This window comes from Corynebacterium lizhenjunii (assembly GCF_011038655.2).
Taxonomy (GTDB): domain Bacteria; phylum Actinomycetota; class Actinomycetes; order Mycobacteriales; family Mycobacteriaceae; genus Corynebacterium; species Corynebacterium lizhenjunii.
Window position 1 is genome coordinate 506,475 of the sequence record NZ_CP064954.1, and the last position, 13,945, is coordinate 520,419.

Sequence of the window (13,945 nt, forward strand, 5' to 3'; positions counted from 1 at the left end):
CAGTCTAAACCGCAGCGACCACCCGCGCAAGGGGTTTTCGGCAAAAATTTTCCCCTTTTCTCCCGGCCCCCCATGGATTAGAATCGCTGGCATCGCGCTGATTCCACGCGCGCCCAGCACAATTACAGCACTAATACGACTTCGGGGGGAGTGCACATGGCACGAGTTCGTCCTACCACAAAAGCCCAGATTAGCGGGCATAAGTTCCTCAAGCGCCGCGTCGAGCATGGCCTGGTGCTCGGCGACATCCGCATGATTCATGATCCCCTCGGCAGGCGGCAGCGCGCGGGGTGGGTCTCGCTGGGAGTGAGCGTGGTGGCTGTCGCGGGGGCCGGGTTGATGGCGTGGGTATCGCCAAACCCGCAGCCGGGAGAAGCGCCGGTGCTGGTTACACCTGGCGGGCAGGTGCTCGCCCGCGTGGAGCAGACCTACCACCCGGTGCCGAATGTGGTCTCCGCGCAGCTGATTACTGGTACCTCGCAGCAGCCGGTGAGGGTGGGGGAGCAGGCGGCGGCCCAGCTGCAGTTGGGCCGACCTGCCGGGATTGCCGATGCCCCCGGTTACCTCGCCGCCACCCCTCCCGCGGGTGAGTGGGCGGTGTGTCACGAGCCGCTGCGCGCGGAGCCCGCGCGCTTCCCCACGCAGGTCGGCGGCGGCGAGCAGGCTTCCGGGCGCACGGTAGTTTATGCCGGTTTGACATTGCAGGATGTGGCGGCCGATGAGGCCCTGCTGGCTACGCAGGGTGAGCAGCAGTGGCTTGTCGATGCCGCCGGAAGGCACCCCCTGCCCTCCGGCGCCCTGGGGGAGGCGATTGTGCGCGCCCTGGAACACGGCGGGGAGCCGCTGGTACGCCGCGAACTGCCGGTGGAGGTGCTGCGCGCCATCCCAGTGCAGCCGGTGTATTCCTCCGGTAGTGAGCTGCCGCAGGTGTGGGATACCGGTGCGGGGGTGTGGGCGCGCTCGCGAGACGGCGTGTTCGCGCTGAGCGACGTGCAAGCGGAGATTCTTTTGTCTATGGGGGCGACTCGCCGGGAGGTGAGTCCGCCGGAGGTAGCGCAGCTTCCGCAGGTGGAACCGACTGTTGTTTTGCCGCAACGACAGGTGCGGGCGCTGCGGGCGGGGTGGCTATGTGCGACCGGCACGCGGGTGGGGGTAGCCGAAGCCCAATCGGATGTGATTCCTCTGGCTGGGCAGGCGGGGTTCTTCGGCGGGTTATCGGCTGGTGGGGTAGCCGTGGAGACGGAGCATGCGCGACTGGTGGTCTCCGCTACGGGGACCGCGCATGTGGTGGGATCTGCGGCGGACTGGGAGGCTCTGGGCATTGAGACTCCGGCGCAGGCCTCCTGGGACGTGGTGCGCTTGCTGCCCCAAGGCCCAGAGCTTAGCCGCGACGCCGCGTTAGGCTAGTCGCGGGCTACCCGGCGCAGGCCCGCGCCGATTATCGCCACCGCGCATAGGCCCGCCAGCCCGGCCAACAACCACCCCAAACGCGCGGGAGCGGGAGGTTTGTGCGCTTGGGCTGGAACAATCGGTGCCGGGGTGTGTACGGGTGGTGAGGGGTGCGAGGGTGGGGTGAGGGAGGCATCGGCAAGCACGGTTAACGGGTCGAGGTAGCCCAGGCCGGGCTCCGCGGCCCTGCGCACGAAGTCCCGCACTTGGGCCGCGGTGGCCTGCGGGTGGGCCTCGCGCAGTAGCGCCACGGTGCCGGTGACGTGCGGGGCGGCAAAAGACGTGCCGGTAAAGGGCTGCGTGGCGCCCTCGGCGGCAGCCAGGGAGTCGGCGGATTTCCCGTGCGCCCACCCACCTGTGGGACTCAGCGCTACCGGCACGGTACCAGGGGCAGAAAGCTGGCCTGGTAAGGCGTAGCCGGCGCGGTCGCGCACGTCTTCCACGGCAGAAACACTCAGCACGTGTGGATGGGTGGCGGGGTAGGCCACAGAATCCTCCTGGCAGGACCCCGGACCGGAGCCGAGGTTGCCGGAGGCAGCGACCACCACGGCGTTGGAGTCTTCGGCACGGTTAAGCGCGGCATCTAGCTCGGCGGTATCCAGGCGGGCGGCCACGGCGGGGCTGAGGCAGGAGACCACGGAGATGGAGATGATGTCTGCGTGAGCATCGACGGCGGCGTTGATGGCCTCTGCCAAGCTGGCCAGAGAGCCGGTTCCCGCAGGCGCGGCACCGGTATCCGTTGCGGAGTCCGCAGCAGGCTGGCGCTGGCGGTAATGGGCGCTGGACTGGCGAATAGAAATCAGGGTGACCCCGGGGGCAATGCCCACCTCTTGGCCCGCGATTATCCCGGCAACCACGGTGCCATGCAGGTCGCAGTCGAAGAAGGGGTCTGGATTATCGGGAGCCACCAGGTCTACTTCGCCTTCTAGCCGCGGCAGCTGGGGATGGCGGGCAATTCCGGTATCAATGACGGCCACCCGCACCCCGGCGCCGGTGGCCAGGGAGTGCAATCGCTGGCGGTATTCGCGTTGTTGCGCGGTGGGCTGCGGGCCGGGGTGGTCGAGTGGGAAGGCGCAGGCGGTGGAGGGTTGTTGGGCGTTCGCGGGGACTGGGGCAGCGCTAAGCACCGCGCCGCCGCCTGCCGCGAGTATGCAGCTTAGCCACAGCGCGGCGGACCGGCACACGTGCGTGGGAAACATAGCGCCCACCCCTAGCCCAGTCCGCGAATGAGCATGAATACCCCGGCTAGGTGCAGGGCCAGTGGGGTCAGTGCCACGATGCTCATGGCCTCCGCGCGCTCTAGCCAGACCACGGTGGTGGGCTCAAGCCGGGCTACGCGCGGGGCCCATAGACATGCGGTGAGTGCAAGAAGCAGGGCCACGCCCGCGATGGCGCTGAAGATCCAGTGTTCGTGACGCAGCGCAATAAGCACCAAGCCCAGCACTGCGCTGCCAGCGCCCGCCATAAGCGCCCAGGTGCTCAACGCGGTGGCCTGCCGGGCGGCGTGCAGGATCACGGCCCCACCTGCGGTAGCGCACAGCGCGGTGGCATATCCGGCATGGCTGTCTACTTGTGCCACGGCCACGCAGGCGGGAAGCAGGGCCATACTGGCGCTGAGCAGCGCGCCTTCGTAGAGGCCCCGGGCGCGCTCGGCGCGGGCGGGTGCGTCTGGTTGGAGCAGGTCTGCGGTGGTTTCGGTGACTTTCTCGCCCGCCGATGGCAGCTGTGGCACCCTAATTCCCGCAGCTTGGGTGCATAGGCTGGGGCCCCACATGACTACCAGGGTTGCGCCCAGGATGGCGATGGCCGCGCCCGCTATGCCCGAAGCCTGCAGGTACTCCAACCCCTCCAGCGGCCCGGGCAGCGGACCCGACGCGGCAATCCCCGACAGGAAGGAGCCCCCTGCGGCGCATAATGCCAGGACCACCGCGGTGGCGCTAGCTCCGAGCAACCTTGCCGATGCCACCTTGAGCACCCCCAGCCCCGTCACCACCACTGCCGCGCAGGCTGCCGCAGCGCACAGCCCCAGGTTTGCTGCCCCCACGGCGCACCCGGCCGCCCCCGCCAGGGCCAGTACCGTGGCAGCTGCCAGGCTGGTGGACCCACGCGTGGGGCTAAACAGTAGCAGGCTGAGGCCAATTACTCCGGTGCAGGCCAGCGCAATAGCCAGGCAGGCATGGCCCGGCAGGGGGCTAAGCCGCAGCAGCAGCGCCGTCGTCAGCATTGCCAGCAAACCCAAGCCAACCAGGGACCAGGCGGTGGGCAGGCCGTTGGTGGCCCGGGCGGCATCGTGAGCGGCTAAAGCCTCCGCACCATCGCGTACCACGGGCGCGGGCACGGGGGATTGTGGGCGCAGCAGGACCAGGGAACCATCCACTAGCGCGGTGGTGCCCAACGGGATGGTGTGGTCAAGCGGGCGTCCCGCCGCCGTGCAGGCCCGCCAAGGAGTGGAGAGGAAGGGAGCGTTCATCAGGTCGGTGACCTCGTCGAGGACCTCATCCAAGGTGGAGTCCACCGGTAGTGAGACGTCGAGTTCTTTGCGGAAGTGGCCGGCCAGGGCGCGGATGGTCACGCGGACGGACTGCGCGGAATAGGCGGAATGGACGTGGTGTCCGGCGCGTTGGCGCGGTGAGTGCGCGCCGTGGGCTGAAGGCGTTGCGTGCGCGCCGTGAGATTTTGCGCCGTTTGTAGGTATAGAAGCAGTGGTCATAGGAATTTCCCCCGGGGATGTGAAAAAGTTTTGTGGGCGTCCCCCTTGCCCAACAAGCCATATTGTGGCTTACTTAATGCATGCTTGTCCACCGGGGGTGGCCACAGTAGGGGGAATCCCACCCGGGAGACCGGCCTGGTAACCGAACCTAGGTACCGGCCAGAGCCCGCATACCCTAACCCCGGACAGGCACGTTAGTTCACTGCAGTCGCTAGCTGCCGGGGGCGCAGGGGTGCGCACCGCGGCCAGTTGGTGGCGTCAGGGGGAGGAATCCTATGAGTTCTGTAGTCGATACCAGGCGCAGCACCCGCACGAGGGTCGTGGCACCGGTAACCAAGGCCACGCGCCAACCGGCGCCGCCTCTGCCCACCGGGCATTTGGCGGCGGACCCGGTGCCGGATGCCTTCAAGCCGCAACCGGTCCCACTGGTGCGTTTGTTACTGCCGACGGTCATGGTGTTGGCGGTGCTGGGGATGGTGGTGCTGATGGTGCGCGCTGGTGGGGGCCGGCAGCTCAACCCCGGCATGTTGATGTTTCCGCTGATGATGTTGGCCTCCGTGGCCATGATGTTCCAGTCCGGCACCAACGCCGAAGACCCTAACGAGCGCCGCCGCACCTACTTGCGCCACTTGCGGCACCTGCGGGTCAAAGCTCAGGAACACGCGGCGGCCCAGCGCGCGCATGAGACTCACTGCCACCCCGCGCCGGATCAGCTGCGATCCTTTGTGCGCAGTGACCGTCTGTGGGAGCGTGCTGGGGAGGATGAAGATGCCCTGGAGGTGCGCATTGGTACCGGGACGGTGAGTTTGTGCACCCCCATTGAGGTCCCGGAGACCCTGGCGCCGGAGGACGTGGACCCGGTGTGTGCGGTGAGTTTGCGCCAGCTGCTGCACGCGGTGGGTCAGCTGCCGGATATGCCGGTGGTGGTGCAGCTGCAGGCGTTTCGCTTTGTGGCGCTTTCTGGCACGAAGGCTCGGGAGATGGCGCGCGCTTTGGTGCTGCAGTTGGCCTGCCATCATGGGCCGGAGACCCTGGGCTTGTCGGTGCTGGGGGAAGGCTGGGATTGGCTCAAGTGGCTGCCCCATACGCAAGACCCGCGTGCGGCCCGCTTCCATGTGCTGTTGGTGGACTCGGTGACCACTACGGGTTTGGAGGATTTCTTCCACGATGACACCCTGACCACCATCATTGATGTTGCCGCCCTGCGCACCACGGCATTGGGCGTGCGCGCGGAGCAGGAGGGCCTGTTTTTGCTGGTAGATGAGCAGTTGCGGGTGCTCACAGAGCAAGGCGATGAGGTGCTTGGGCTTGCCGATGCCCTCTCCGAAGCCGTCGCCGCTTCTATCGCGCGGGTGCTGGCGTCATACCGCAGGCCCGCAGGTACCACCACCGCCCATTCTGCGGATGGGGATTTGCTGCGGCTGTTGGGTTACCGCGACTTGGAGCATTTGGCGGCCCAGCTGTGGCCGGGGCGCACGGGGGCGCAGCGGCTGGCGGTGCCGATTGGCATCGACAAGCATGGTGCGGCCGTGACCTTGGACATTAAGGAATCGGCACACGGTGGCGCCGGGCCGCACGGGTTGTGCATTGGGGCTACGGGTTCGGGGAAGTCGGAGATGCTGCGCACCTTCGTGACCTCCCTGGCGGCAACCCACAGCCCGGATGAGCTGAACTTGGTGCTGGTGGACTTCAAGGGCGGTGCCACCTTCTTAGGCTGCGAGACGCTGCCGCACACTGCCGCGGTTATTACCAATTTGGAGGAGGAGTCTTTCCTGGTAGACCGCATGTTTGCCGCCATTTCGGGGGAGATGAACCGCCGCCAGGAACTGCTGCGCGCCGCCGGCAATTTTGCCAACGTGGGGGACTACAATGCGGACGCCCAAGCGGTGGCCGCCCACGGTCCGCTGCCCGCGTTGGTGATTGTGGTCGATGAGTTCTCAGAGCTCCTTGGCCAGCACCCCGACTTTGCGGATCTCTTCGTGGCCGTCGGGCGCCTGGGCCGCTCCTTGCACGTGCACCTATTGTTGGCTTCGCAGCGGCTAGAGGAAGGCCGCCTGCGGGGCTTGGATTCCCACCTGTCCTACCGGGTGGGCCTCAAGACTTTTTCCGCTGCGGAATCCCGGCAGGTCCTGGGCGTAACGGACGCCTATTCGCTTCCTGCCAAGCCGGGCGCGGGCTATCTGAAGACGGGCCCGGATGATCCGGTGCGGATGCAGGCCAGCTATGTTTCTGGCCCGCTGGCGCGCCGGATCCAGGCGGCCCAGGCGACGCAGACCACTCCGCGGGTGGAGCTTTTTGTGGGCTGGGATGGTGATACCGCCCCCGCAGCGGCGCTTCCTGCCGCAGAGCCCGGAGAGCTTACTGAGCTGGATCACAGCACCACGCTGCTAGATAGCGTGGTGGATATCGCGCGTGCCGAGGCCACCGCCCGCGGCCAATCGGCGCACCGTATGTGGCTGCCGCCCTTGCCGGCGGTCATCGAGCTGCCCGAGGTCCTGGGCCCTGCCCTCGCTTTCGCCGATGCCGCCGGTGCCGCCAATGCCCCCGGTGCTCCCAGTACCGGCCCCGGCGCTGTTCCGGGCGCCCCGGGTGCTCCCAGTACCGGCCCCAGCGCGGCTCCGGGTACCGACGGTGCTCCCGCCGCTGGCCCTCCGGGGGCAGCCACCAGCGCGACTTTGCTGGCCACCATCGGCGTGGTGGACCGTCCCTACCATCAGCGTCAGGACCCGCTTGAGCTGGATTTGTCCACCGGCGGCGGGCACCTGGCGGTGTGCGGCGGCCCGCAGTCTGGCAAGTCCACGGCGTTGCGCACGGTGCTGACATCCCTGTGCGCGCGCTATAGCCCGCAGCGCGTGCAGTTCTACGTCTTGGACTTTGGCGGCGGGCAGCTGGCTACCTGCGGGCGCCTGCCGCACGTGCGGGCGGTGGCCAACCGCCATGAGGCTGAGAAAGCCCGCCGCATCATCGACGAGGTGCACCAACAGCTTGCCGATGCCACCGCCGGTGCCACCGCCCCCGCCGCGCCTGCTGCCGAGATCTTCCTTGTCGTTGATGGTTGGCACCACGTGGGCACAGCAGGTGCGGAGTATGAAGACTTAGGTGAAAAGATCACCCAGTTGGCAGCCGATGGTCCTTCCGTGGGCATCCACGTGGTGGTTTCTACAGCGAGGTGGACCACCATGCGCCCGGCTATCCGGGATTTGATGAGCCACCGGCTGGAGTTGCGGTTGGGGGAGCCGATGGACTCATTAATTGATCGTCACGCGCAGGCTGCGCTGCCTGTCTTGCCTGGCCGGGGGATCAACCCTCAGGGCGAGCCCATGCTGATTGCCCGCAGTTCTAACCAGGACCTGGCGCATGTGGCTGATACCTGGGCGCACCTTCCCGCAGCTCCAGCACTGCGTATGCTGCCCGCGCGGTTGGACCTGCGTGAGCTCCATGCCGCTTGCGGTGCCGCCGGAATCCCCTTCGCCCTGGGCGGGCCGCGTTTGGCCCCAATCATCTGGGACCCGGCCACCTCGGCGCATGTGGTGTGCATCGGTTCCAGCGGGGCCGGCAAGTCCACGACTCTGCGTAGCCTCATGCACGGAATCTGCGCCCGCGGCCGCGCCGCTGGGCGGATAGTGCTAGTGGATCTGCGCCGCGCGCACTTGGGTGCACTCCCCACGGACATGCTGGCAGCCTACGCCGCTCAAACCAGCGCGGCGGAAGAAGCTATCCGCAACACCGTAGCCACCTTGCGCCAGCGCTTGCCCGGCGCGGAGGTCACCCCGGAGCAGCTGGCGCGCCGGGACTGGTGGGAGGGCCCAGATATTTATGTATGCATCGATGATGTCGACCTGCTGGGGGAAAACCTGCTGCACCCGCTGATTGAGCTGCTGCCGCACGCGCGGGACATCGGCATGCACGTGGTGGTCACCCGCAAATCTGGCGGCGTGGGCCGCGCCCTGTATGGGGGATTCTTGGCGGCGGTGCGTGACCAGCAACCCAGCGCCATCATCCTGGACGCCGATAAAGACGAAGGCCCCATCTTTGGCATCAAGCCCACCCCGCAACCCGTCGGCCGCGGGCGGCTGGTACTGCGCGGCGAAGACCACGGGGTAGTCCAAATAGCCCACTGTGGTGAAGATCCCGTACCCGAGGAAGGAGAATCCCATGCTTAACCCAGACGCTGATGTTGTCTTAACCGTCTTAGATACAGCCACCATTTACGAGGCCACGGAATCCATCTTTCGCTATGACCTTCCCGGCACCGGGGTGGTGGAGGGGTGGGCGTTGGCTGGTTGCGTGGACCAGGCCGCTAAATTGGCCGGTCCTGCCTGGCCTAAGTCCACCGTGGAGGTGATTGTTGATCCCTCGTCTACCGCCGTGGGGCAAGAGGCTGCGAGTATTATTGCCCGGCACCTGCGTATGAGTGGGGTGCGGGTCCTTGATTCACCTGCGCATGACCCGCAGCCCCCGACGGAGGTTGCGCCTGCCACCTCTGCTGATGCCGCCCTCGCCGATGCCGCCCCTGCGACATCCCCTACTGCATCCTCGCCCGAGCAGGGCGCGTGGTCGCAGTCACCGTCCCCGCCCCCTTCGCATTCACCGCGCAGGCGCGAGGCTGGCAAGCGCGGCTGGCGCAGTGGCGGTGGTACTGGTCGGCGCGGTGGTATTGGCCGGAGTGGCGGCACGGGCCGGGGTGAGCCCCAGCGCGCACGCACGCTGTACCTGGTGGCAGGGGTGGCGGTAGTGGGCATCGGCGGACTAGCGCTGGTGGCATTGGGGAACCGGCACACCCCAGAATTGGAAGCACAACCGGCGGCTAGCAGCTCAGCGGCAGCGCATAGCTCGGCGCCGAAGCCCAGCGAGCTGCCGAGCGTGATGAGTCTGCCGGGGCGCAATGGCGGCGCAGGTGAGGCAGAAACGGTGGAGGTCGAAGGTATGCGCGTGGACCTGCCGGCAGGGTTTCATTGGCGCGTGGATGATGGCCTGGTGACACTGAGTGGACAGGACCCTAACCTGCGCATTCTCCTGGCAGCGGATCCAATTTATGCAGTGCCGGGGGCGGCGATTATGGCGGAGATTCGCCAACAAGTCGACGCCGATGCCGCGCTATCGGGCCTTGAGGACCTGCGCACCGAGCACGGGCGGGAGGGGCTGAGCTACGTGGAAAAGCCGGGCGATGACTCCATCGTGGTGTGGAGCACCTGGGTAGAAGAAGGCTATCAACTCTCCGTGGGCTGCCACAGCCGCACGCAGGCCACGGTGGCGCACAAGGCGGCATGCCGCATAGCCACGAACTCGCTGAGCAAGATTTCCGATGCCCATCCCGCGCCCGCAACCCCAGAGGAAAAACACGCGTGAGCTGCGGCTATGTGGCGGAAGAAAAAACTTGGGAACGGCAGGGAACCTTTTGGCGGTTGGCGCAGTCAAATATAGGTGAGAAAGCGCAATACAGCTTTCCACCGCACACCGGGGGATTCGGGGGAGTATCACTTCCACCTCCACACCCCGGTCGCACCCTGCGGCCGGGATTCACACACTAGGACAAGTGCTGGCTAGCCGGTACTTGGGAAGGAAGACACAGATGTCCGCATTGTTTAGGACTGAAGCCGATGTCATGGTTTCCACCGCTGGTCGGGTGGATTCCACAAATAATGAAGTCCAGGGGGAACTCACCCGCTTGCAGGGAGTGGTCGATACCGTTCGGGGCTCCTGGGCCGGCAGCGCACAGGTCTCCTTTGACAACCTGATGCAGCGCTACAACACCGCAGCTCAGCAGCTGCGGGAGGCTCTGACCTCCATCAGTGACAACATTCGTTCAAATGCCCGCAACTTCGACTCCACGGAGTCTGAAAACGCCCAGGCATTCAGCAACGTCGGCGGCGCTGGGCTGGCTTTGTAACTCCGCCGGTCTAGCCGCTCCTATCTACTCATCTCCATAGAAAGGGAAACCGTATGTCTGCCATCAAATATGAATTTGGCGCAATCTCTACCGCTGCAGCGGATATTAACTCCACCTCCGGGCGGATCAATGGGCTGTTGGGGGACCTCAAGTCCGTCATCGCCCCCATGGCCGCTACGTGGGAGGGCGAGTCGGCTGCCGCGTACCAGCAGGCCCAAGATAAATGGGACCGTGCCGCAGCAGAGCTCAACACCGTCTTGGCTACCATTTCCCGCACTGTTGCCGATAGCAATGATCGCATGTCGGACGTTAACCGGCGGGCAGCTGCTAGCTGGGGATAGTCGCAGAGTCGTCTGAGCCTGCACGTGGTGGAGTTCCTATAGGACTGGGGGAGTTCGCGAAGCAGAAACCCCACCACGTAGCAGGCCAGGCACCAAGGTCATCCACTGAGCTGATCTAGCTAACCGAGCCCCGGCCATCCACATGGCGCAGGATCGCAGTCCGCTAGGGCTGCGGGTTCCACGCAGTACTGGGAGGTCGGGGCTGATTTTGGTGGCTTGCTAGCCTTCAGGTACCCCTGTGTGGGGGGGCTGCGCGAAAACGTGAACGCCGCGTGGGAAGGTCGGGTAGCCTGTGTGGAAACTTTTTCACTGACACCCACGACATTAGGAGGATCGCATGACAGTGTATTCGGCCATAATGGCAGCTGCGTGGGGAATTGGCGGGGTATTGCTGCTGTGGATGGGAGCAAAATCCGCCAAGGGGCAGTTGCCGCGCAACGCCTTCGCGGGCATTCGTACCACCACCATGATGGCTAGCGATGAGGCCTGGGTGGTCGGACATAAAGCTGCGGCTGGTTACTTCACGGGAATTGGTATTGTGCTGGTCATCGCTGCGATTGCTTGCCTAGTGGTGGATGACTCCATCATTGGGTGGATCAGTATCCCCGTGGTTGTGGTGTTGCTGGTTGGCGTGCTCTTAGCCACGCGCAAGGCCAATGTGGCCGTGGCGCAGTTGCCCGAGTCCAGCGCATAAAGCCTGTTACCTCGATGAGGGGTGGCAGTGGTGGCTAGGGTTTTGCGGGCTTTGCAGCAGATGGTTGGGTAGTTTGAGGATGAGGGTCTGAGCCGGCGGAGCCGCGTTCCATGCGCATTTAACTGTTCAATCCGCCTTAAAGACGCACCGATGCAATGTCGCCAACCTTGGTAAAGGCCGCGCTAGCGGCAGCCAGAACGCATATAAAGAAGATCCCGGTTGTAAGGGGACCCGCGGATTCGTACAGGAAACCTGCGAGGGCGTTACCGATGGGCATCATCACCATGGCAGAAGTCGACAAGATGGCGGTGCAGCGCCCTTGGAACTCGTGAGGTACCGACTGGATAAAGAAGCCACTGCAGGGGGCGTTGAAGTTGGGGCGCGACCCCTGGATTGTGGACACGGAATTATGGGTTAAGCTACAGCATTTAGGATAGCGCATGTAGCTGCTTCGAATTGTATGGGGGACATGTATTTGCACCAGGAGTGTCGTCGCTTGGTGTTGTATCTGACGCACCAGGCAAAGACTTGCCTGCGGGCCTGGTCGACTGAGGCGAAGCATCGTCGATTACGCAGTACTTCACGCTTGAGGGTGGCGTTAAACGACTCCGCTAGAGCATTATCGGCACTCGTTCCCACCGCACCCATGGACTGGATAACTCCCAGGTCGCGGCAGCTTTGTTGAAACTCTTTCGAGGTATAGACACTGCCGTGGTCACTGTGGAAGATCGCCCCAGCAAGGCTTCCGCGCTGCCTGAGTGCTTCCTCCAGGGCATCGATGGCCAACTCGCTACGCATGTGATCAGCAATAGAAAACCCGACCAGCCTGCGTGAATAGCAGTCGATGACGGTCGCGAGATACAGATTTGTTCCTCCTTGGATAGGCAGGTAAGTGATATCGCCAACAAGCAAACGATTAGTCTCATCAGCACGGAAACGCCTTTTGACCAGGTCCGGGAATACCCGGCGGGAAGAAGCGGACACCGTGGTTTTCACACGGCGCTTCTTACTAAACCCGTACAGGCCTAATTTCTTCATCACCCGGGCCACGCGCTTGTGGTTGACTGGGCTACTGTCGTCGCGCTCGGAGAGCTCAGCTGCAATTCGTTTGGCTCCGTAGAGGCCTTTTTCCTCATCAAAGACCTCACGGATTTGCCTGCCAAGTGCTTCATCAGCACTCCTGCGAGCCAGACGCTTCGGCTTGGCCTTCTTCCATGCGTAATACGACGACCGGTGTACGTCGAGCACCTGACACATCCGCTTTACCGAATACCGGTGGGTATGGTCATCGATGAACTTGAAGCGGATTACGAGTTCATCTCCTTGGCGAAATATAAGGTGGCCCTGCGCAAGATATCGCGTTCTTCTTCGACGATGGCCAGCTTCTTTTCAAGCTGCCGGATCCGTTCAGCATCACCAACCTGCCGGGCACGGGCCTGCTCACGGCTACGACGAGCGCGCTTGCCGGTGCCGTACTTGTCGACCCAGTTCGCTAGGGAATTTCGGTTAATACCAAGATCTGCAGCAATGGAATTGAAGGAGCCTTCCATAGAGTTCTCGTAGACCGCGACAGCATCGCGCTTGAACTGCTCAGAATACGTCTTACGGGGCATGGTCACACAGTACCTCTCTCCGGCTAGCAACCGGGGTTAGCCCATGTCCACTCCAAGGGGGTCAGGCCCTTGGGCAAAAAGAGGCCAGCTAACACCATTCCGGCAATGATTAACCACAGGCCTGCCGGGGAGGGCAACAGAGGATTTATTACGGTGGCCCCAAGAGAAACTGAGAAAAGGACCATTGATGTCAGCAGCATGGGGCCTGCAGGTGTACTCTCCACTAGTTTGCCGGCCACGATGGCGCCAACTAAGCCTGCTATGCCGATACCCGCTTGGTACGTACCCAGCGCAGTCGTGCTAAGGTCCGCGTACTTCAAACTCAGTAGAGACAACGTGGTTATCCCTGCGAAGGAAAAGTTGAGCAGGGGACTATACCAGCCGATCGCAAAGAGCTGTTTTTGGCTTTTGAGCCACTCCCAGGCGGGACGCAAAGGCGGGGTTTGCGCGGGTGTATCGAGCTGAGTTTTGGGCTGGGGACGGATGAGCAGGAGGCACCCCAACACCCAGACGAAGCTGGCTGCATCGGCCCAAAACGGGGCGTGGTTGGAATGCGCAAGCAACAGGCCCGCGATTGGAGGGCCTGCGATAACGCCGATTGAATAGCGGCCCTGATTGACGGCCATGGCCTTGGCCAACAAATCAGGGGGCACTATCTCCTTGAGGAAGGCACGCTCCGCAGTGCCGAAGGCGGAATTCACCGCACCAAGGACCAGTGCCCCTAAAGCAAAGAGAAGGACCGGCGATGTGCCAGTCAGTGACCCGCCGGCCAGCGGCTCGGAGTACGGCGATCCCTCAGGTAAGGATTCCGTGGCTGGGCCAGCACCAGCGCTGTCAGATATGGCCGCCCACACGCACAGCAGCGAACCCACGAGCCCGATGGTCACAGCAACACGCAGAATCAGCAGCCGTGGAAAGCGGTCCACTAAGCGCCCGATGGGCAAACCAAAGACCACCATGCTCAGCACAAAGAGCCCGGAAACGAAACTGGCCGTAGTCGGAGAATTGGTCACGTTGAGTACGGCCAGGAAGAGCGCAAAGGTGGTGATCTGATTGCCAATGACGCTAACAGTTTGCCCGGACATTAGCAGCCGATAGTCGCGATTGTGCCACAGCGACATCACTGGACTCCTTTGTGCGGGCAGGCTGAAAAGTTGTGAATCTCGGGCCGAGGTCCGGCAGCATTGGTCATCGGCTCTACTAACACGCAAGCCGTGACCAATGCTGTTCAAAAGAATGACTTCATGG

General features: G+C 64.0%; 10 protein-coding genes. 6 read left to right on the forward strand and 4 right to left on the reverse strand.

The genetic code is table 11. The annotated features are described in order from the left end of the window. Nucleotides 1-156 precede the first annotated feature (156 nt). Complete coding sequence (gene eccB, locus G7Y31_RS02425; protein WP_165010720.1) at nucleotides 157-1,407, forward strand: type VII secretion protein EccB; 1,251 nt, start codon at nucleotides 157-159, stop codon at nucleotides 1,405-1,407. Here eccB and G7Y31_RS02430 read toward each other — a convergent pair. Further along, nucleotides 1,404-2,648 (reverse strand): S8 family serine peptidase, encoded by a 1,245-nt coding sequence (locus G7Y31_RS02430; RefSeq protein ID WP_165010722.1) that lies wholly within the window; start codon nucleotides 2,646-2,648, stop codon nucleotides 1,404-1,406. The genes eccB and G7Y31_RS02430 overlap by 4 nt on opposite strands. Before the next feature lie 11 nt (nucleotides 2,649-2,659). Further along, nucleotides 2,660-4,159: a type VII secretion integral membrane protein EccD gene (eccD, locus tag G7Y31_RS02435; protein WP_165010724.1), complete on the reverse strand. Its 1,500-nt coding sequence runs from the start codon at nucleotides 4,157-4,159 to the stop codon at nucleotides 2,660-2,662. Between the two features lie 275 nt (nucleotides 4,160-4,434). On the opposite strand from eccD, the gene eccCa reads away from it, so the two are divergent. The 5 genes from eccCa to G7Y31_RS02460 all read left to right on the forward strand — a co-directional run bounded on the left by eccCa (nucleotide 4,435) and on the right by G7Y31_RS02460 (nucleotide 11,084). Further along, nucleotides 4,435-8,322 carry a type VII secretion protein EccCa gene (eccCa, locus tag G7Y31_RS02440; protein WP_165010726.1) on the forward strand — a complete coding sequence of 1,296 codons (3,888 nt, stop codon included), beginning with the start codon at nucleotides 4,435-4,437 and terminating at the stop codon, nucleotides 8,320-8,322. After that, complete coding sequence (locus tag G7Y31_RS02445; protein ID WP_165010729.1) at nucleotides 8,315-9,508, forward strand: type VII secretion-associated protein; 1,194 nt, start codon at nucleotides 8,315-8,317, stop codon at nucleotides 9,506-9,508. The genes eccCa and G7Y31_RS02445 overlap by 8 nt, the downstream gene beginning before the upstream one ends. A gap of 223 nt (nucleotides 9,509-9,731) precedes the next feature. Next, nucleotides 9,732-10,049, forward strand: coding sequence for a WXG100 family type VII secretion target (locus G7Y31_RS02450; protein WP_165010731.1), 318 nt, complete (start codon nucleotides 9,732-9,734; stop codon nucleotides 10,047-10,049). A gap of 53 nt (nucleotides 10,050-10,102) precedes the next feature. Continuing rightward, complete coding sequence (locus tag G7Y31_RS02455) at nucleotides 10,103-10,390, forward strand: WXG100 family type VII secretion target (RefSeq protein ID WP_165010733.1); 288 nt, start codon at nucleotides 10,103-10,105, stop codon at nucleotides 10,388-10,390. 337 nt (nucleotides 10,391-10,727) lie between these two features. After that, entirely contained in the window at nucleotides 10,728-11,084 is a 357-nt protein-coding gene (locus tag G7Y31_RS02460; protein ID WP_165010735.1) for an SdpI family protein, read from the forward strand. A gap of 414 nt (nucleotides 11,085-11,498) precedes the next feature. On the opposite strand, the gene G7Y31_RS02465 is transcribed toward G7Y31_RS02460, so the two are convergent. Then, nucleotides 11,499-12,697, reverse strand: a protein-coding gene (locus G7Y31_RS02465; RefSeq protein ID WP_196823603.1) for an IS3 family transposase whose coding sequence is annotated in 2 segments (ribosomal slippage) — nucleotides 11,499-12,412 and nucleotides 12,412-12,697 — 1,200 coding nt in all. Because the reading frame shifts where the segments join, the coding sequence is not laid out codon by codon here. Nucleotides 12,698-12,720: 23 nt separating this feature from the next. Continuing rightward, a complete protein-coding gene (locus tag G7Y31_RS02470; protein ID WP_165008318.1) occupies nucleotides 12,721-13,818 on the reverse strand; it encodes an MFS transporter in 1,098 nt (365 codons plus the stop codon). Between the last annotated feature and the right edge of the window lie 127 nt (nucleotides 13,819-13,945).